The following is a 19,620-nucleotide window of genomic DNA, read 5'->3' as shown; positions in this document are numbered from 1 at the left end:
AGAAAAATGAAACAAAAATTAAAATATTTAATTGTAATCATGTTATTCTCTTTAGGAGTTATATCATGTCACGAAGATTTGAATCAATTACCTATTGATCCAGATAGTTTTACAGAACAAGATGTGTTTTCTAATGCAACAGAAGCACAAGGAGCACTTGCTAAATTATATGCTAGTTTAGCTTTAACAGGGCAAAAAGGACCTTCAGGTGAGGCAGACATACAAGATATTGATGAAGGTTTTTCTCAATATTCTAGAATGTTGTTCAACTTAAATGAATTAACAACAGACCACGCTGTAGTTGGTTGGGGAGATGCAGGTTTACCAGATTTACATGGTATGTATTGGTCTGGTAGTAACGATTTTTCTGAAGCATTGTACTATAGGTTAGCACAAGAAGTATCTTTTTGTAACTCATTTATAAACAATGCAGCTGTTTTAACAGATACGGAAGTTGCTAGTTATATTTCAGAAGCTCGTTTTTTAAGAGCATTTGCTTACTATAACTTAATGGATATATACGGTAACGTACCTTTAGTAACTTCAGTTTCTACTGAGTTGCCAATGCAAGCATCAAGAACAGAAATATTCAATTTTATTGAAGCTGAATTATTAGAAATTCAAGATGAATTAAAAGTAAGTGGATCTAGCGAGTATGGTAGAGTAGATCAAGCTGCTGCTTGGGCATTATTGTCTAAATTATATTTAAATGCTGAAGTTTTTACAGGTACAGCAAAATATGCAGAAGCAGTAACTTATTCTAACAAAGTAATGACTTCTAGTTACTCTATAAACACTACAGATGTTAATGGAAACGGAAGTGCTTATGACGAACTTTTCTTAGCAGACAACAACACAAACGGAGCACAAAATGAATTTATTTTCGCCTTAAATTTTGATGGTCTTAGATCTCAAACTTATGGAGGTACTACATTTTTAGTACATGCTGCAATTGGAGGAAACATGAATGCTACAGAGTTTGGTGTAAACGGTGGCTGGGGAGGCTTAAGAACTACCAAAAACTTGGTTAATAAATTTGATGCAAACGATAAAAGAGGAATGTTTCATTCAGATGGTCAAACTTTAGAAATCGATGAGATTCCTACTTTTGAAAATGGATATGCTGTAACTAAATTTAAAAACATCGATTCTAATGGAAACCAAGGATCTGATGCCGCAGGAGATTTTGTAGATACAGATTTACCGTTAATAAGATTAGCCGAAATCTATTTAAACTACGCAGAAGCATCTCTTAGAGGTGGCGGAGGAGATTTAGGATTGGCTGTAACTAAAATTAACGAATTAAGAGAAAGAGCTTTCGGAAATGCAAGTGGAAACATTAGTACAGCAGACTTAACTTTAGAGTTTGTTTTAGACGAAAGATCTCGTGAGTTGTATTGGGAAGGACAAAGAAGAACAGATTTAATTAGATATAATTACTTTACTTCTGATACATATTTATGGCCTTTTAAAGGTAATTCTAAAAACGGATCTGGAGTTCAAGATTATAGAAACCTTTTTCCTTTGCCTAACAATATTATAACAACGAATCCTAATTTAACTCAAAATCCAGGATACTAATAACTAAAGACATGAAAAAAATAATAAATTCATTATTCGCTCTTATTATTGTATCAATTGGTTTTACCAGTTGTGAAGATATTAATGACAGAGTAATCATAAACCCAGATGTAGCAGCTACAACGGATTTGATTATTCAAGAAACAGCACCTATTGTACTTTTAGAGGAAAATCAGGCTGAAATTGCTTTAAATACAAATTGGAAAGCTCCAGATTTTGGTTTTGATGCAGTGCCAACGTATAAAATTCTGATAGATTTAGCTACAGGAGATTTTAGTAGTGCAGAAACCTTAGAAATTGGTGATAAATTAGAGAAATCATTTACAACTTTAGAGTTAAATTCTATTGCATTAGCTTTAGGTGCAGAAGCAGATGTTGCTTCAGATTTATCTATCAAATTACAAGGCTTTATTGGCAATCAATTGTTAATTAATACTAATTTACAAACAATCAATATAACTCCATACTCTAGTATTTTAGATTTATCTACTACATGGGGAATTATTGGTTCTGCTGCTAATGATTGGGGTGCAACTCCAGATTTACCATTCTTTACAACAAGTACAGCTGGTGTTTTAGTAGCATACGTTACTTTAATTGATGGAGAAATTAAATTTAGAGAAAACAATGAATGGACCAATGATTTTGGAGATAACGGTGCAGACGGAACTTTAGATACTGGTGGAAGTAACATTGCTGTTGAGGCTGGTGCTTATAAAATTACCATGAACTTAAATAGCAATACCTATAAAATAGAAGATTTCTCTTTAGGCATTGTGGGTTCTTCTTATAATAATTGGGGAGACACTCCAGATTTTGCTCTTACTTACGATTCTTACTCAGATCAATTTAGAGGAATTGTAAAATTATTAGATGGTGAAATGAAGTTTAGAATGAATAATGATTGGAGTACCGCTTACGGAGAAGGTGCTGCAGGATTCTTAGATGCAGCTGGTGGTAATATTGCTACTACAGCTGGTAGATATATTGTTACCGTAAACCTAAATGATTTATCTTATTCTTTAGAACCAATAGAACATATTTGGGGACTTGTTGGTTCTGCTTATAATAATTGGGGAGATACTCCAGATGCCTTGTTCTCTAGAGATTGGTCTCAACCAAATGATGATATTTGGATTCTGAATAACGTAACACTTATAGACGGTGAATATAAAATTAGATCAAATGAGGCTTGGACACTAAATTATGGTGACGACGGTTTAGACGGAACTTTAGACGATGGCGCAAACATACCTGCTACTGCAGGTACATATTCTTTTGTATTAAACTTTACAGATCCAGAAAACCCAACGTATACCATAAATTAATTTTTTTTAAAACTTTACAAAGACTACCCCTAAAAGCGGTAGTCTTTGTTTTTTAACACGATTACTTATGAAAAAAATTACACTACTTTTAATATTAATAACTACTTTAAGCTATAGCCAGGTACAAAATGTAACTTTTTCTGTTTCTCCTGCTACTTTTAACGAAAGTGATGATATAACCATTACAATCTCAGGAATTACAACTGCTTCTTGGGGAGTTTCAGATATCTATTTATGGACTTGGTCTTATGATACTGATGATAGCAACTCTATGGATTCTCCAACAAATGGAAGTTGGACGAACTCTAACGAAGCTCAAAAACTAACAAACAATAGCAATGGTAGCTATTCAATAACTTTTAAACCATCAACTTTTTATAACAGAACTGGTTTAGGACGTATTGGAATGCTAGTAAAAGCTAAGGATGGCTCTGGAGATAAAAAAACTCAAGACCAATACTTTGAAGTTGGCGCTTATCAATTAACTTTAAATGCCCCAACAACCACTACAACCATTCTAAATTCCAGAGAAACATTACCAATTGCTGCAACAACTTCATTATCATCAAACTATACCTTAAAAGCAAATGGAGCTGTTATTAATCAACAAAATAGCACATCAACATACAACTACACTCCTACTGTTACAGAAAACACCACCTTTCTTCTAGAAGCTACAAATAACGGAGAAATTAAAAGCACAACATTTAAAGTAATTGTAAAACCAACGGTTTCAGAAGCAGCTGTACCTGCAGGCATGAAAGACGGAATTAATTTAACCCCATCAGACAATACAAAAGCTACTTTAGTGTTTTATGCACCTAATAAAGAGTTTGTTCATCTAATTGGTAGCTTTAACAATTGGCAAATAAATGATGCTTACTTACTAAAAAAAGACAGTGCTACAGATCGTTTTTGGATTGAACTAAAAGGTTTAACTCCGCAAACAGATTACACGTATCAATATATTATTAATGCAGATTTAAGAGTTGCAGACCCATACTCTACTGTAATTTTAGATGAATATAACGATCAATATATAAACGCAACTACCTATCCTAATTTACCAAGTTACCCTACAGGAAAAACCAACCACGCAGTTACTTTGTTAAGAACTGGTGATGCAGATTATGTATGGCAAACTACTAACTTTACGAAACCGGCTAAAACAGACTTGGTTATTTACGAACTTTTAATAAGAGATTTTGATGCCTTACATTCTTATGATGCTGTAAAAGCAAGATTAGATTATTTAGAAGAATTAGGTATCAATGCCATCGAGTTTTTACCTGTTATGGAATTTGATGGTAACGAATCTTGGGGTTACAACCCTTCTTTTCACATGGCTTTAGATAAGTATTATGGAAACACTACTTCTTTTAAACAATTTATAGACGAATGCCATAAAAGAGGAATTGCAGTAATTATAGATGTTGCTTTTAATCATGCTTCTGGTCAAAATCCGTATTACAGAATGTACAATACAGATAATGGTGGTTATAGCGGACAAGCAAATTCAGATAGCCCTTTTTTCAATCCAACGGCAACACATTCTTACAGTGTTTTTAACGATTTTAATCACTCTAAACAAGCCGTAAAAGATTATGTTAAAAGAGTTTCTCAATATTGGATTGACGAATATAAAATTGATGGTTTCCGTTGGGATTTAACAAAAGGATTTACACAAAATTGTGCTTCTGGAGATGCTTGTACAAACGCATACCAACAAGATAGAGTTGATGTTTTAAAAGAATATGCTGACGATCAATGGCAAATTGATCCAAATTTTTATATTATTTTCGAGCATTTAGGCACCAATAAAGAAGAAACAGAATGGGTAAGTTATAGACTAGCTGAAGGAAAAGGAATTATGGTTTGGGGTAACCACAACCATCAATATAACCAAGCTACCATGGGGTTTGGAACCGAAGCCGATTTCTCTTGGATTTCTTACAAAAACAGAGGTTGGTCTGTGCCAGCAAACGTAAGCTATATGGAAAGCCATGACGAAGAGCGTTTAATGTATAAAAACCTACAGTATGGTAACGCTCGCGGAAGCTACAATGTTAAAGACTTAAATACAGCATTAGCTAGAGAAGCATTAGCGGGCGCTTTTTATTTTACAGTTCCTGGACCAAAAATGATTTGGCAATTCGGAGAATTAGGATATGATATTTCTATAGAAGAGAATGGTAGAACAGGAAATAAACCAATTTTATGGAATTACTTAGACAATGTTAATAGAAAGAATTTAAAAGAAACTTGGTCTAAATTAATTCAATTAAAACTGAAATATGAAATTTTTGAAACTTCAAATTTCACTTTAAATGTTGGTAATGCTAACGGATTAAACACCATTCATTTATCAGATGCATCAGCGTCGGGTATACAAAACATTACTATTATCGGTAATTTTGGAGTAACTACACAGAGTATTTCTCCTGCTTTTCAACAAACAGGTACTTGGTATAATTTATTAGAAGATAACACTACAATAACAGTTACAAATACAACTGCTAGCATTTCGTTAGCTCCAGGTGAATTTAAAGTGTATGCAAATAAACCAGCATCTCTTGCTACGGATGATTTTACGATAGACGATAAAAGTTCTATAAAACTGTATCCAAATCCGACTAAAACACACTTTGTTCTTTCTGATAAAACAAATGAAGTTACCATTTATGATATTACCGGAAAACAAGTAAAATCGTTTTCTAAAGAAGTGATAAACACCAATTATTTTGAAATATCAATGTTTAAAAAAGGTGTTTATTATATTAGAATTAAGGATGCCAAAAATGAAACTACAACTAAAAAACTGATTGTAAATTAATTTTTGATTTTAATAAACAAGAAGTTGTCTAAAAAAAGTGAATTTTTGTCAATCTGAATTTATTTCAGATTCTTTTGAAGCCTGAATTTCAGAAAGTTAAGATACTGAAACAAGTTCAGCATGACAAGGTTTATTACTTTTTAGGCAGCTTCTTATTATTTTTAAACTTTAATATATTCTAAACTCCAAACTGAGTTAAGTGATGATCTAAATGCTTGTAAAAAGAGTTATTCCATTCTACCGCAGTTAGTTTACCAAAAGAATTAGAGTCTTTACCCTCGAAATAAGTTTCTCCTAATTCTTGGGTTTTAATAACATAATTTACTAAAGTTTTCTTTTCAGCTTCAAATTCTCTAGCATCGGAAATAACAAATTGTGATGCCGTTTTTCCATTTTTAGCAAACGGTTTTTCCGACACTACAATGTTTTTAACAATCATTTTTAAAATCCATCTGGTAAAAGCATTTGGTTTTGGAAACTTATCTGTAAAAACCATCTCATACGTAACAACACAGTGTGCTAACATTTGTGATACAGACATTTTACCCCAAGTTGGTTTTGATGTTGCCGATAAATTATTGATTCTATTAATTACGTCGTTTGTAATTTCTTTTTCGAAAATATTTTTCATTTTAATGTAATATTTTAAACAATAATTCTTTTAATATATCTTTTTGAGATTGACTTGCGCCAACACCTTTACTTTTTACGTCTGCATCTCTTAAAAAAGCAATTATTTGTGCCACTTTACGCATTGGATAATTTCTAGCAGCTAAAAAATATTCATCTACAAAATAAGGATTAACACCTAATGTTTTTGCTACAGAACTTTTAGATTTGTCTTTTAAACCATGAAAAGAAAGGAGTTGTGTAAAATACCCGTTCAGTAAAGAAATGGTCATCACCAAAGGATTATTCTTTGGGTTTTCTGCAAAGTAATTTATAATTCTATTAGCTTTTACAATATCCTTCTCTCCTACTGCTTTTCGCAATTCAAAATTATTAAAATCTTTAGAAATACCAATATTGTCTTCTATATGCTTATCACTAATAATAGATTCTTTAGGCAGAATTAGCATTAATTTATCTAACTCGTTAGAAATCTTACTTAAATCTGTTCCTAAAAACTCTACTAACATCTGAGATGCTTTGGGTTCTATTTTATATTTTTTACCACTTAAAACTCTACGAATCCAATCTGAAACCTGATTCTCATACAGTTTTTTACTTTCATAAATTAAACCTGTTTTAGCAATTGCTTTGTGCAGTTTTTTACGTTTATCAAGTTTTTTATATTTATAGTTAAAAACTAAGACAGTGGTTGGTTGTGGATTCTCTGCATACGCAACTAACTTTTCTATATTTCTACTTAAATCTTGTGCTTCTTTAACAATTATCACCTGTCTTTCCGCCATCATTGGGTAACGTTTTGCAGCAGAAACAATATCTTCTATGCTTGCATCTCTACCATACATTACCTGCTGATTAAACCCTTTTTCGGCTTCCTCTAAAATATGTTCTTCTATATAGTCAGAAATTTTATCAATATAATAAGGCTCATCACCCATTAAAAAATAAATTGGCTTTATAATTCCTTTCTTTATATCTGAAACAATGTCTTTTATTTCGTTCATTTACTTACTTTTGACTGATGCAAAAACTTAACCTACCTTCTTATAATTTCAAACTCAAAAGTAGCGAAAATAAGACGCTTATTTTTGATAAATTGAGAAAAAAATATATGGTTTTAACTCCAGAAGAATGGGTGCGTCAACATTATGTTTCTTTTTTAATTGAAGAAAAAAAATATCCGGTTTCTTTAATTGCTTTAGAAAAACAATTGACCATTAATAATCGTAAAAAAAGAACAGATATTTTAGTTTTTAATAAAGAAGGAAATCATGAAATTATTGTAGAATGCAAAGCACCTTCTATTAAAATAACTCAAGATACTTTCGATCAAATTGCACGTTATAATTTAAAGTTAAAAGCCAATTACTTAATTGTTACCAACGGATTAGATCATTTTTATTGTAAAATGGATTTTGAAAAGGAAACTTATATTTTTCTAAAAGAGATTCCTGATTACAAATAAATTGTCTTTGTTTAGAAATTAAAAATATAGAACTACATCAAAAAACGCCTTTACTTTTAAGAAAACGAAAAACCATATAAGAGGACTTATTTTATACTTTTATTAAGACAAATTATATAAAAAAACTAACTTATAAATAGTAAATTCGCATTCTTGAAAATAGCAATCGTCATATTAAATTGGAATGGTCAAAAACTGTTAGAACAGTTCTTGCCATCCGTTATAAATTTTAGTTCTAAAGAAGCTGCTATTTATATAGCAGACAATGCCTCTACAGATTCTTCAGTTACCTATGTAAAAGAAAAATTCCCTAGTGTTAAAGTAATAGAAAATACTATAAATGGTGGATATGCAAAAGGATATAACGATGCATTGCAATCTATTGATGCCGATATTTACTGTCTTTTAAATTCTGATGTTGAGGTTACAGAAAATTGGTTAGAACCGATTAAAACTGTTTTTAGAAATGAAGAAAACACGGCGATTATTCAACCAAAATTATTAGATTTTAAAGACAAAACGAAGTTTGAATATGCAGGTGCTGCCGGTGGTTTTATAGATTTATATGGCTATCCTTATTGTAGAGGACGTCTATTTAATCAATTAGAAAAAGACAACGGGCAATTTAATGATGAAGCTACTATTTTTTGGGCTTCTGGTGCATGTTTATTTATTCGCGCTAAAGTATTTAATCAACTAGGTGGTTTAGATGAAGATTATTTTGCGCATCAAGAAGAAATAGATTTATGCTGGCGAGCACAAAGTAGAGGTTTCAAAATAAAATACGTGGGTGCTTCTACGGTATATCATGTTGGCGGAGCTACTTTACAAGAAACAAATCCTCATAAAACATATTTAAATTTTAGAAATAGCTTACTTAATATTGTAAAAAACGTTCCTAAAAGATGGTTTCTATTCGTTCTTTTTTCTCGTTTAATTTTAGACGGAATTGCAGGTTTAAAGTTTCTATTAGAGTTAAGACCAGTTCATACGTTAGCAATTCTTAAAGCTCATTTAAGTCTTTATAAAAACTTCTTTAAATTTTTGAAAAAACGTAGAGTTTTACAAAAAAAACAAGACTACAATTTACACACAAGTATTGTTTGGCAATATTTTGCATTGGGTAGAAAAAAGTTTAACGAACTAAAGTAGTTCCTTTTCTAAAACTTCTCTCCATTTACCGGACTCTGCATAGTCTTTTATTACCTTATTTCTTTCAATTAAAAAATGCTGCATGTATTTTTTTAGGAAAATAAAATCAGCAATTTTTCCAAGAACACCAAAAGGAGAAACATAGTCAAAAATATCTTTTACAATCACTTTATCGCCTTTCTGCTCAAGAAAATGTTCATGTCTAAAACTTTTAAAAGCTCCATGAACCATTTCATCAGCAAAAAAAGTTGGTGCTTTAAAATCTGTTATAATAGAAGTTAATTCTTGGGTAACACCTAAATGTTTAGCTCGCCAAGTTACTGTTTCATTAAGTGATATTAAACCAGAAGTTTTACCAGCAATAGCTTCTTCTTTAGAGTTTTTTGTAGAAATTTTATGTTAATCGATACTTCTAATTAAATTGAAAACAATATCAATATCAGTAATATTAATAATGGTTTCTAAGTGAATTTTTGGCATTACAGAATATCTAAACTTCCTTTACCTTCTCTTATTACTTCCGGATATCCATCTGTAAAATCTATAATTGTAGATCCTTGATTGTCTCCATACCCACCATCAATCACAATATCTACTAACTTTCTCCATTTTTCAAAGATTAATTCTGGATCTGTAGTATATTCTAAGATTTCATCTTCATCTCTAATAGAGGTAGACACAATTGGGTTGCCCAACGTTTCTACTAAGGCTCTAATAATATTGTTATCTGGAATACGGATACCCACGGTTTTTTTCTTTTTAAATACTTTTGGTAAGTTGTTACTTCCTGGTAAAATAAAGGTATAAGGACCTGGTAATGCTCTCTTAAGTATTTTAAATGTAGCGCTATCAATTTGCTTTACATAATCCGATAAGTGGCTTAAATTGTTGCAAATAAAAGAAAATTTTGCTTTTTCTAATTTAACTCCTTTAATCTGAGCAATTTTTTCTAAAGCTTTATTGTTCGTTATATCGCACCCTAAACCATACACCGTATCTGTGGGGTAAATAACCAAACCGCCACGTTTTAAAACCGCTACAACTTTATCGATTTCTTTTTGGTTTGGGTTCTCATTATATATTTTAATGAATTCTGACATACTATAAATATACAAAAACTCAACTTGATTATCAATCAAGTTGAGTTTTTTTTATGGGAAAATTATTTTTTTTAAGACTTATCTACCATTCTAAATCCTTCTCCATGTATGTTTAAAATCTCTACATGCTCATCTGGTTTTAGATACTTACGAAGTTTTGCAATATACACATCCATACTTCTAGATGTAAAGTAATTGTCATCTCTCCATATTTTTGTTAAGGCTAATTCCCTTGGCATTAAATCGTTTTTATGAATTGCCAACATACGTAACAATTTACTTTCTTTTGGAGATAATTTTATAGGTTCTCCATTTTCACCAACTGACAAATGTCTTAATTTAGAATTGAAGAAAAAGCCTCCAATTACAAATTCGAATTGTTCTGATTCGGCTGTTTTATCTGTATCCTTACGCTGTAAAATTGCTTTAATTTTATGTAGTAATACTTCAGAATCAAATGGTTTGTTTAAGTAATCATCTGCTCCAACAGCATATCCTCTTAAAACATCTTCTTTTAACGTTTTTGCTGTTAAGAAAATAATTGGTACTTCTTTATTGGTTGTTCTAATGTCTTGTGCTAAAGAAAAACCATCTTTACGAGGCATCATTACATCTAATATACACAAATCATAATCACTGTTTTTAAACATGATTAACCCCTCTATACCATCCTTAGCATGTGTTACATTGTAATCATTTAACGCTAAATAATCTTTTAAGACTGTTCCAAAATTTGGATCATCTTCAACTAATAAAATTTTTTTACTTCCCATTGTTATGTTTTTAAATTAAAGGTAATTTTACTGTAAATGTACTTCCTTTTCCTTTTTCACTTTCTACAAAAACAGTACCATGATGTTTTTCTACAATCTCTTTTACATACGCCAAACCAAGTCCATGGCCTTTTACATCATGTATGTTTCCTTTTTGTTCTCTATAAAACTTATCAAAAACTTGTTTTTGAACAGCTTTACTCATTCCTATTCCTTCATCTTTTATTTTAAAGATAAAGAATTTGTTAGCACTTTCTGTGTACACATTAATTTTTGGTGCTCCTTCAGAATATTTTAAACCATTTTCTAGTATGTTAACAATTACATTTGTTAAATGAAATTCGTTACCAGGAATTTCTGTAATAATTGCCTCAAAATGTGTATTTATGGTTCCTTTTCTATCTGCAATTAGCAAACTTACGTGTGTAATTGCATCTTCTATTGTGTCGTGCATATCAATAGTTTCCTTACTAATATCTAACTGATTTTTTTCTAACCTAGATATTCTTAAGACGTTTTCTACTTGAGAGTGCATTCTTTTATTTTCGTCTCTAATCATTTTTACATAACGTAACACTTTTTCGTTATCATTAATAATCTTTGGGTTCTTAATAGAGTCTAAAGCAAGGTTAATGGTAGCAATTGGTGTTTTAAACTCATGCGTCATATTATTTATAAAATCAGTTTTTATTTCTGATATTTTCTTTTGTCTTATTAGTTGATATAAAGAACTAGAGAAAGCTATTATAATGATAAAAATAAAAGACAATGAAAGTACTAAAATACTCGAAAGCCCAGAAAGTATGTGTTTATCTTTAGAAGGAAAAGTTACGTATAACTCATATTCTACCTCACCATTTGCATTAAAAAAGAGTGGATATGGGTAACTTTCGTTTTTGTTAATTGTATAATATCCTGATTTTAATTTTGTAGCTAAACCATCTTTACTGTAAACCCCATATTTAAAATCTAAATAGACATTTCGGTTTTCTAACTCTTCTTTAATGGTATTATTTAAATCGTTATTACTTATTCTTTGATGAAGAGGTGTTATTTTTTTATAGTCATCAAAGTATGCCGAATTATAAGCACTTTCTATTTTCTTAAATCTTTTAGTAAAAGAATATCTATTTTCGTCTGTAGAAGAAAAAGCATTGTCTACTCCTTTAATTAATCTAGAATGAAAAAAATCTTGTTTTCCCGTTACTCTCTTTACAATGATAGAATCATTGTCTAAAAATTCTGTTGGTAATTTAAAATTCTCTTCTAAATAAGTTGTTCCTATAGAAAAACGCTCTTTAGTGATGGTATCTATTTCTTGAAAAAGGTAATTTCTTATTTGGGCATCGTTGGCCAAACCAACATTGTCAAAGAAACCTTCCATTTTTTTATCAAAAGAAGCTTCTTCTTTGTCATTTATTCTTTGGGTTACACTACTCAAAGATTTTTGAACATCATTTTTAAATTGCTCATTCTTACTTGCTACAGCATTGTTTATCCAAAACACCTGTACAGCAATAATTCCTATTAAGGAAATGCTCATTAAAACCACAATAAGAACAAACATTTTCTTACCCATACGTCAAAGTTACGGCTTTCAAAAATTGATTTTATGATTTTTAACCTAAATTAACAACTTTACTTTAAGTTTAAGAGTCTTTTAACAATATTATTGAATAAAATTAAATTGAGGCCTTCTTTTTTGTTAAAATATTATGGATTTTAAGAACCTGAAAAAGAGTGTTTTCTTTACTTAAATTGGTAATAACATAGTTAGATTGTAGTAATTTTTTATCCTCTAACCATTGGTTTTTTATCCTGTTTTTTACCGCTGTTTTAGAGCTGTTATCTCTTTGCATTGTTCTTTCTATTCTAATATTAAGAGGTGCATATACAGAAATAATAATATCGCATTTTAAATTACTTTTACTTTCAAAAAGAATGGCATTTTCATATAAAACATATTCTTTGTCTACATTTTGATCTACAAATACTTGAAAATGTTTTTTAACCTCTGGATGTACGATAGAATTTAACGCAGCTAATTTGCTTTTATCATTAAAAACAAGGTTGGCAATAAAAGAGCTATTTAATTGATTGTCTAGGTAAGATTCAACTCCAAATTCTTCAATAATTTTAGATTTTATTATTGGAGAAGCATTCATTAACTTTTTAGCTTCTAAATCTGCATTATAAATAGCAACAGTATTAAATTTGGCAAAAATAGTAGCGACTGTCGTTTTACCGCTTCCTATACCTCCTGTTAAACCTACAACCATTTTATTTCTGAATTAAAAAATCTATTTTATTAGGTATCACTTTAAAACTTTTAACATAATCTGGTTTTCCTATTACTTTAGGTAATAAATACCCCAGGTTATTATCTTTAGAAACATTGTAATCACAAACTACTTCAAAAAAGTTTTTATCAATTTTATTAAAGTTAGAAAGACCTACTACATAAACTACTTCTACAGTTTTATTAAGCGTTGTTAACTCTACCCCTTTTGGAAGGTTACTTATTGTAAACGGAACTTCTAAAGTACCTTCTGTAAACTTTTCTACTTTACCACTAATGGTTGTAAATTTAGATGTAAACTTAATATTCCCTAAATTTTTAGGCAATACAATTTCTATTTTTTTAGAAAAATCTTCTCGAATATTATCTAATTTTAATAACTTTAGATCTATGTATGTTATTTTATTTATTTGAGTTTCTGGACCAGAAATTAAGATGCTATCTGGCTTTACGCTTACTGGTTCTAAAATATCGTAGCCAATTTGATATTTAATTTCTAAATTTGGTTTTAAGGCTACTTTTTTAGAGGTTAAAGTACCAATGTCTAAATATATGGTATCTAAAACAATTTCTTGCAACTCTAGTCCTGAGTGCAATTGTTTTTGAATTGTGCTAACCTGATTTCTTGTTAAAAAATAATAGCTACCAGTAGATTTTTTATGCAAACTGTTTGCATTTAAAGTAATTGTTTTATCTCCAAAACCAGATCTAATAAGATTAAAACCAGTAGATTTTACAATAATATCTATTTCTTTTATAGGCTTATTCTGTAATAATTTATCTTGAGGAATATTTTTATAATTTACAGGAAAAGTGATACTAGTAGTATACTCTCTAGATAGAGTAATTAAAAACCACATTAAAATAGAGGCAATTAAAAAACTAATAAAACTTTTTGCTATTTTTCTATTCTTTATCAAGGTAGTAAATAAATTTTAATGCAATTTACACAAAAGCTTGTTAACAAAAAAGTGAGCTGTATCTAAAAAGACAAAGCTCACTTAATATTTTAAATTAACTAGTATTTATTTTTTAGCTGGTGTTAATTTTTTGTTTGTTAATTCCATAGAAACGGCAGAACGTTCAAACTTAATTTTCCCTGCTCCTGTTTCTATTGTTATAGTACCTTCTGCTTCGTTAATTTCGGCTATTTTACCATGAATACCACTAGAAGTAACCACTTTAGCGCCTTTTTTAATTTCAGCTTGAAAAGCTTTTTCCTTTTTCTGACGATTCATTTGCGGTCTTATCATAAAGAAATAAAACACCACAATAATTGCTAAAAAAGGCAACATACTCATTAAACTACCACTCATTCCTTCTTGTAAAAATATTACAGTATACATACTTTTTATTTTGCTTTTGGTGTTACAGAACCTTTAATAGTTAATACTTGCCTACCAGCTTCTGTATTTGTTGTTAAGGTTACTGTTTTTTGTTGTCTATTTGGTCTACCATTTGTATTAAATTTCACATCAATGTTACCTGTTTCACCCGGTTTAATTGGTGCTTTTGGCCAAGTAGGAACTGTACAACCACAAGAACCTTGGGCGTTTGTAATTACTAAATCTGTTTTACCTGAATTGGTAACCACAAAAGTAGTTTCTACCAAGTCTCCTTCATTTACAGTACCAAAATCATAGATTGTTTTATCTAATGAAATTAAAGCGGTTCCTTTTTTAATTTCTATATCTCTAGAAGCAGCGTTCTCTAAATTTTCTTGATTTACTTTTTTAACGGCATTTCCTCCATCTTTACAAGCTGTAAAGAAAGATGCTGTAACTACAAATGCTAATAAGATTGTTATTTTTTTCATTATGGTTTAATTTTAAGTAAAAATAATAAATAATTTATATAAAACAATAGTTTAAAGTAATCCTCTACCTATTTTAACAATTCTTTTACTTTCTATAAATTCCTTAGAAATTTTATCTAAGACACCATTAATAAAATAGCTACTCTTTTCTGTAGAATAATCTTTAGATATTTCTATATATTCATTAATAGTAACTCTGGTTGGTATAGAGTGGAAATTTAAAAACTCTGAAACAGCCATTTTTATAAGAATCATATCCATGTCTGCAATTCTATCTGTTTCCCAGTTAGGTGTTTTTTCTTCTATAATAGATTCGTATTCTGTATTATTTAAAACTGTTTTCTTAAACATTTTAGATACAAACTCTTCATCATCTTTGTCTTTGTATAGTTTACCTAACACAAAAATAGTATTATCTTTCTGCTTGCTTAACGTTTTTACAACCCAAGTGTTAACAAAAGGAATATCGTCTGACCAAGAAATCATTGTGTCTTCAAAATATTCTCCTAATTTGTCATCTGGTGCAATAATTTCTTTAAAGAAATCAATTACAAAAGCTTTGTCTATTTTATAGGAATCTTCTTCTGTACTTAAATATTTTTTATACAAATCGCTATTTTGCAATTTTTCAAAAATAATTTTCACATACTCATCATTTTCCTCCCAATTTGTTAAATCATTTAATTCAACATAACCTTCTATACTTGCGCTTTCTGCGATGGTATTTATCAGTTTATTGTTTAAAAATTTGTTATTTGGGTTTAAATCTTCTTTGGTAGCAAGAATTTTCTTTTTAGAAAGTGCTATTTTTTTAGCTGCTAACTTCTGTACTTCTACCAATAACTGTAGGTTTAAAACGTACAAATCGTACATTTTTAAAATACTATGTTTTAAAAATTTTTCCTCTTTAATGATATCATCATTATAAGAATGTAACATAGCGTACACAGATTGCATCACTTTAACTCGAATATGTCTCCTGTTAATCATTTTCTAAAGAACTTATATAAATTTGGGTGCAAAAATAGTGTTATTTTACTTTTATTCGACTACCTTTTTATTCTTTTTTAAGAATTAATTCTATCCTTAATCTTGTATCTTTGCGCTTTTACTTTTTTAACAAAAAAATAATTTTTCGATATTATAATAATTGTAATTTTATTTTTTTTAAAAATTCAATATTCATTGAAGGAACTAAGACACATAAATAAATATTTTTCTAAATATAAATGGCGATTATTAATAGGTTTATTAATAACTATTTTAGCCAAATTTTTAGCTTTAAAGATTCCTCAAATAGTAGGAGATTCTTTAAATATTGTTGAAGACTACCAAAACGGAATCGTTACTGATTTAGAAGACGTACAGCATCAATTATTAATAAATGTACTTCTTATTATAGGGGTTGCTATATTATCTGGTTTTTTTACTTTTTTAATGAGGCAGACTATTATTGTTACTTCTAGATTGATAGAATTCGATTTAAAAAACGAAATTTATCAACAATACCAAAGGTTGTCACTTAATTTCTACAAAAAAAACAGAACAGGAGATTTAATGAATCGTATTTCTGAAGATGTTTCTAAAGTAAGAATGTATGTAGGGCCTGCTGTTATGTATACCATTAATATGATCGTTTTGCTGTTTGTTGGTTTTACACAGATGATGAATATTGATGTGAAGCTAACCATGTACACTCTAATTCCTTTTCCATTATTATCGATTTCAATATTTGTTTTAAGTAAAGTAATACATAAAAGAAGTACAATTGTTCAGCAATATTTATCAAAATTAACCACTTTTAACCAAGAGTTTTTCTCAGGAATTAATGTGGTTAAATCTTACGGAATTGAAGCATCAATAATAAAAGACTTCGATGAAATTGCAGATGAAAGCAAGGAAAAGAACATACATCTGCAAAAAGCAAATGCATTATTTTTTCCGTTGATGGTCTTTTTAATTGGTATTAGCAACTTATTGGTATTATATGTTGGAGGTCAATTATATATTGCAAATGAAATACAAATAGGTACTATTATAGAGTTTATGCTCTATGTAAATATTTTAACTTGGCCAGTAGCTGTTGTAGGCTGGGTTACTTCTATGGTGCAGCAAGCAGAAGCTTCACAAGCTAGAATTAATGAGTTTTTACAACATGTACCAGAAATACAAAATAGCAGCAATTTACCAATAGAATTAAAAGGAAATGTTACGTTTAAAGATGTTACTTTTACGTATGATGACACCAATATAACGGCTCTAAAAAACATTAACATCTCTGTTAAATCTGGAGAAACAATTGCTATTTTAGGTAAAACAGGATCTGGAAAATCTACCATTATAGAATTAATTTCTAGGTTGTACGACACAAAAGTTGGAACTATTTTATTAGACGACATCCCTATAAAAGAAGCTAATTTAGATGCTGTTAGAAGTCAGATTGGTTTTGTACCTCAAGATCCATTTTTATTTTCTGAAAGTATAGAAGACAATATTAAATTTGGTAAAGAAGATGCCACAGAGGAAGAGATTATTGCTGCAGCTAAAAATGCAGATGTACATAAAAACATAATCGATTTCCCTAACGGATACAAAACAGTTTTAGGAGAACGTGGTGTAACGCTTTCTGGCGGACAAAAGCAGCGTGTTTCTATTGCTAGAGCAATTATTAAAAAACCTAAAATTTTAATTTTTGATGATTGTTTGTCTGCTGTAGACACAGAAACTGAAGAAAAAATCCTTTCTAATTTAGAAAGAATATCTAAAAATATTACCACTTTTATAATTAGTCACAGAATCTCTTCGGCCAAAAATGCCGATAAAATTATTGTTTTAGACCAAGGAGAAATCATACAACAAGGAACTCATAATCAACTAATAACCATAGACGGTTACTACAAAGATTTGTATGACCAACAACTTTTAGAAAAAGAAATTTAATCTTTAACCTTGCTACATAAAATATTTTGTTAGATTTGTTAAGTATAAAAAAAATATTATAATTACTATTTTACAAGAATTATGGCAGAGAGAGCAGAGAGAGTTGAACAGGAGGAAATTTTTTCACAAGTATTAAGAGCAGGAAGAAGAACTTACTTTTTTGATGTAAGAGCAACAAAAGCAGATGATTACTACTTAACTGTTACCGAGAGCAAAAAGTTTACACATGATGATGGATCTTTCCATTACCAAAAACACAAAATTTACTTATATAAAGAAGATTTTACAGATTTTCAAGAAATGTTAGGTAAAGCAACCGATTACATTTTAAATGAAAAAGGTAGCGAAGTAATTAGTGAGCGTCACCAAAAAGATTTTAAAAAGGAAGAAGGAACTGAAACTACTGATGAAGTTAAATCTACAGAGAGTTTTACAGATGTTTCTTTTGAAGATATATAATAATTACAGACTGTTTTTGTATTCCCTTAATTGAGCAGACTAAAATAGGAACAAAAAAATATGTTAAAGATATTTTAATTCAAGTTTACACAAAAAAACCGCAAATTTACTATTTGCGGTTTTTTATTTTTTTACTCTAAATTTTCTTTTCTGGTTGTATTTATCCCTAAAAGGCAACCTTAATTTATAAATTAAAGTACTTTCTTTATCGTCTTTGTTTTAGCAACGGTTTCTTCCCACTCTTTTTTTGCAGAGCTATCTTTTGTAATTCCGCCACCAACATAAATAGAAGCTGTTTTATCTGCTACACTCATACATCTTAAATTCACAAAAAGCGATGAACTTTTATTTGCAATGTTTAATTCGCCTAAAAAACCACTATAAAATGTTCTTTTATAGTTTTCATTTCTATTAATAAATTCCTCAGCATTTTCTCTTGGCAAACCACAAACAGCAGGTGTTGGATGCAAACCTCTAATTAATGCTTTTAAATTAGAGCCATTATTTAACTCCCCTTCTATCTTACTTCTTAAATGTAACAAATTCCCTGCTTTTACAGTTTCTTTCTTATTTACTTTAAGATTGCTAGAAATTGGTTTTAATTGACTCTCAATAAAATCAGTAACCAACTGCTGCTCTTCTAATTCTTTATTTTTCCAAACAACCTCATCAGAACCTTCAAAAACCTGAGTCCCTGCTAAAGACATCGTTTTAAAAGTGTTTCCGCTAATATTTAAAAGTGTTTCTGGGGTGGCACCAAACCACAAACCAACTTTTGGATGAAACCAAACATATACAAATGCATTTGTGTATGTTTTTAATAATTTATTAAAAGTAAGAAGGACATCAAACTCATCTAACAAAACCTCTTCTTTTCTTGAAACAACTACTTTAATAAGCTCGTTATTATTTATTTCATCTAGCGCTTTTTCTACCAAGTGAAGATGTTTTTCTTTATCAGTATTAATAGCATCAGAAAAATGTTCATTCAAAGAAAAATTTTCTTCCATTAAAATATTTTCACTGATAAAATCTGCATTTTCAGAAGGAAATAAAACAGCTTTTTCTTCAGAATTAAAAGGAGCAAAAACAAATCCTGTTTCTGTAAATTTGGTTGTGAAACAAAGTTGATCATCCTTCAAAAAAAATCCATTTACGGATTCTGTATTCGGTTTTCTATACGCTACAAAAGGGATATGTCTTTTGTAATTTTCTTCAATTTTATTAAAAAGAATATTCAATGT

General features: G+C 29.7%; 19 protein-coding genes. 7 read left to right on the top strand and 12 right to left on the bottom strand.

Annotation, left to right across the window (positions count from 1 at the left end):
• The first annotated feature begins 6 nt into the window (after positions 1 to 6).
• From GQS58_RS01735 to GQS58_RS01725, 3 genes are all read left to right on the top strand, one after another.
• Entirely contained in the window at positions 7 to 1,581 is a 1,575-nt protein-coding gene (locus tag GQS58_RS01735; RefSeq protein WP_166382228.1) for a RagB/SusD family nutrient uptake outer membrane protein, read from the top strand.
• 11 nt (positions 1,582 to 1,592) lie between these two features.
• The gene (locus GQS58_RS01730; RefSeq protein WP_166382227.1) at positions 1,593 to 2,909 is read left to right on the top strand and encodes a SusE domain-containing protein; all 1,317 of its coding nucleotides are present in this window, start codon (positions 1,593 to 1,595) and stop codon (positions 2,907 to 2,909) included.
• 67 nt (positions 2,910 to 2,976) lie between these two features.
• Positions 2,977 to 5,742: an alpha-amylase family glycosyl hydrolase gene (locus GQS58_RS01725; RefSeq protein ID WP_166382226.1), complete on the top strand. Its 2,766-nt coding sequence runs from the start codon at positions 2,977 to 2,979 to the stop codon at positions 5,740 to 5,742.
• A gap of 178 nt (positions 5,743 to 5,920) precedes the next feature.
• On the opposite strand, the gene GQS58_RS01720 is transcribed toward GQS58_RS01725, so the two are convergent.
• A complete protein-coding gene (locus tag GQS58_RS01720; protein ID WP_166382225.1) occupies positions 5,921 to 6,373 on the bottom strand; it encodes a DUF1569 domain-containing protein in 453 nt (150 codons plus the stop codon).
• 1 nt (position 6,374) lies between these two features.
• Positions 6,375 to 7,376: a DNA polymerase III subunit delta gene (gene holA, locus GQS58_RS01715; RefSeq protein WP_165730646.1), complete on the bottom strand. Its 1,002-nt coding sequence runs from the start codon at positions 7,374 to 7,376 to the stop codon at positions 6,375 to 6,377.
• Positions 7,377 to 7,393: 17 nt separating this feature from the next.
• Between holA and GQS58_RS01710 the strand changes: the two genes are divergently transcribed.
• Together GQS58_RS01710 and GQS58_RS01705 are read left to right on the top strand one after the other, a co-directional pair.
• Positions 7,394 to 7,837, top strand: a complete 444-nt coding sequence (locus tag GQS58_RS01710; RefSeq protein ID WP_166382224.1) for a type I restriction enzyme HsdR N-terminal domain-containing protein — start codon at positions 7,394 to 7,396, stop codon at positions 7,835 to 7,837.
• A gap of 153 nt (positions 7,838 to 7,990) precedes the next feature.
• The gene (locus GQS58_RS01705) at positions 7,991 to 8,989 is read left to right on the top strand and encodes a glycosyltransferase family 2 protein (protein WP_166382223.1); all 999 of its coding nucleotides are present in this window, start codon (positions 7,991 to 7,993) and stop codon (positions 8,987 to 8,989) included.
• Here GQS58_RS01705 and GQS58_RS17330 read toward each other — a convergent pair.
• From GQS58_RS17330 to nusB, 9 genes are all read right to left on the bottom strand, one after another.
• Complete coding sequence (locus tag GQS58_RS17330; RefSeq protein WP_317168358.1) at positions 8,981 to 9,220, bottom strand: hypothetical protein; 240 nt, start codon at positions 9,218 to 9,220, stop codon at positions 8,981 to 8,983. The two genes, GQS58_RS01705 and GQS58_RS17330, sit on opposite strands and share 9 nt — an antisense overlap.
• Before the next feature lie 248 nt (positions 9,221 to 9,468).
• Positions 9,469 to 10,089, bottom strand: a complete 621-nt coding sequence (locus GQS58_RS01695; protein ID WP_166382524.1) for an L-threonylcarbamoyladenylate synthase — start codon at positions 10,087 to 10,089, stop codon at positions 9,469 to 9,471.
• A 71-nt stretch (positions 10,090 to 10,160) separates the two neighbouring features.
• Positions 10,161 to 10,862: a response regulator transcription factor gene (locus GQS58_RS01690; protein ID WP_166382222.1), complete on the bottom strand. Its 702-nt coding sequence runs from the start codon at positions 10,860 to 10,862 to the stop codon at positions 10,161 to 10,163.
• 10 nt (positions 10,863 to 10,872) lie between these two features.
• Complete coding sequence (locus tag GQS58_RS01685; RefSeq protein ID WP_166382221.1) at positions 10,873 to 12,441, bottom strand: sensor histidine kinase; 1,569 nt, start codon at positions 12,439 to 12,441, stop codon at positions 10,873 to 10,875.
• Positions 12,442 to 12,544: 103 nt separating this feature from the next.
• On the bottom strand, positions 12,545 to 13,141 hold the full coding sequence (coaE, locus tag GQS58_RS01680) for a dephospho-CoA kinase (protein ID WP_166382220.1): 597 nt from the start codon (positions 13,139 to 13,141) through the stop codon (positions 12,545 to 12,547).
• Between the two features lies 1 nt (position 13,142).
• Entirely contained in the window at positions 13,143 to 14,081 is a 939-nt protein-coding gene (locus GQS58_RS01675; protein WP_166382219.1) for a CdaR family protein, read from the bottom strand.
• Positions 14,082 to 14,186: 105 nt separating this feature from the next.
• Positions 14,187 to 14,507, bottom strand: coding sequence for a preprotein translocase subunit YajC (gene yajC, locus GQS58_RS01670; RefSeq protein ID WP_166382218.1), 321 nt, complete (start codon positions 14,505 to 14,507; stop codon positions 14,187 to 14,189).
• A gap of 5 nt (positions 14,508 to 14,512) precedes the next feature.
• Positions 14,513 to 14,977 carry a DUF1573 domain-containing protein gene (locus GQS58_RS01665; RefSeq protein WP_166382216.1) on the bottom strand — a complete coding sequence of 155 codons (465 nt, stop codon included), beginning with the start codon at positions 14,975 to 14,977 and terminating at the stop codon, positions 14,513 to 14,515.
• Between the two features lie 51 nt (positions 14,978 to 15,028).
• Complete coding sequence (gene nusB / locus GQS58_RS01660; RefSeq protein WP_166382214.1) at positions 15,029 to 15,967, bottom strand: transcription antitermination factor NusB; 939 nt, start codon at positions 15,965 to 15,967, stop codon at positions 15,029 to 15,031.
• Positions 15,968 to 16,162: 195 nt separating this feature from the next.
• Between nusB and GQS58_RS01655 the strand changes: the two genes are divergently transcribed.
• On the top strand, positions 16,163 to 17,917 hold the full coding sequence (locus GQS58_RS01655) for an ABC transporter ATP-binding protein (RefSeq protein ID WP_166382212.1): 1,755 nt from the start codon (positions 16,163 to 16,165) through the stop codon (positions 17,915 to 17,917).
• An 81-nt stretch (positions 17,918 to 17,998) separates the two neighbouring features.
• Positions 17,999 to 18,376, top strand: a complete 378-nt coding sequence (locus tag GQS58_RS01650; protein ID WP_166382210.1) for a PUR family DNA/RNA-binding protein — start codon at positions 17,999 to 18,001, stop codon at positions 18,374 to 18,376.
• Between the two features lie 191 nt (positions 18,377 to 18,567).
• Here GQS58_RS01650 and GQS58_RS01645 read toward each other — a convergent pair whose 3' ends face one another.
• The gene (locus GQS58_RS01645; protein WP_205860356.1) at positions 18,568 to 19,617 is read right to left on the bottom strand and encodes a chorismate-binding protein; all 1,050 of its coding nucleotides are present in this window, start codon (positions 19,615 to 19,617) and stop codon (positions 18,568 to 18,570) included.
• Positions 19,618 to 19,620: the final 3 nt, after the last annotated feature.

This window comes from Polaribacter sp. 11A2H, assembly GCF_011379025.1.
Taxonomy (GTDB): domain Bacteria; phylum Bacteroidota; class Bacteroidia; order Flavobacteriales; family Flavobacteriaceae; genus Polaribacter.
This window is presented reverse-complemented; position numbering and strand designations above follow the sequence as displayed.

Excerpts from the sequence above, each read along its gene's own strand:
- GQS58_RS01695 (WP_166382524.1), bottom strand. The coding sequence starts at position 10,089 with ATGTCAGAATTCATTAAAATATATAATGAGAACCCAAACCAAAAAGAA.
- GQS58_RS01665 (WP_166382216.1), bottom strand. The coding sequence starts at position 14,977 with ATGAAAAAAATAACAATCTTATTAGCATTTGTAGTTACAGCATCTTTC.
- GQS58_RS17330 (WP_317168358.1), bottom strand. The coding sequence starts at position 9,220 with ATGGTTCATGGAGCTTTTAAAAGTTTTAGACATGAACATTTTCTTGAG.
- nusB (WP_166382214.1), bottom strand. The coding sequence starts at position 15,967 with ATGATTAACAGGAGACATATTCGAGTTAAAGTGATGCAATCTGTGTAC.
- GQS58_RS01690 (WP_166382222.1), bottom strand. The coding sequence starts at position 10,862 with ATGGGAAGTAAAAAAATTTTATTAGTTGAAGATGATCCAAATTTTGGA.
- coaE (WP_166382220.1), bottom strand. The coding sequence starts at position 13,141 with ATGGTTGTAGGTTTAACAGGAGGTATAGGAAGCGGTAAAACGACAGTC.
- GQS58_RS01735 (WP_166382228.1), top strand. The coding sequence starts at position 7 with ATGAAACAAAAATTAAAATATTTAATTGTAATCATGTTATTCTCTTTA.
- GQS58_RS01685 (WP_166382221.1), bottom strand. The coding sequence starts at position 12,441 with ATGGGTAAGAAAATGTTTGTTCTTATTGTGGTTTTAATGAGCATTTCC.
- holA (WP_165730646.1), bottom strand. The coding sequence starts at position 7,376 with ATGAACGAAATAAAAGACATTGTTTCAGATATAAAGAAAGGAATTATA.
- GQS58_RS01730 (WP_166382227.1), top strand. The coding sequence starts at position 1,593 with ATGAAAAAAATAATAAATTCATTATTCGCTCTTATTATTGTATCAATT.
- GQS58_RS01725 (WP_166382226.1), top strand. The coding sequence starts at position 2,977 with ATGAAAAAAATTACACTACTTTTAATATTAATAACTACTTTAAGCTAT.
- GQS58_RS01710 (WP_166382224.1), top strand. The coding sequence starts at position 7,394 with ATGCAAAAACTTAACCTACCTTCTTATAATTTCAAACTCAAAAGTAGC.
- GQS58_RS01650 (WP_166382210.1), top strand. The coding sequence starts at position 17,999 with ATGGCAGAGAGAGCAGAGAGAGTTGAACAGGAGGAAATTTTTTCACAA.
- GQS58_RS01720 (WP_166382225.1), bottom strand. The coding sequence starts at position 6,373 with ATGAAAAATATTTTCGAAAAAGAAATTACAAACGACGTAATTAATAGA.
- yajC (WP_166382218.1), bottom strand. The coding sequence starts at position 14,507 with ATGTATACTGTAATATTTTTACAAGAAGGAATGAGTGGTAGTTTAATG.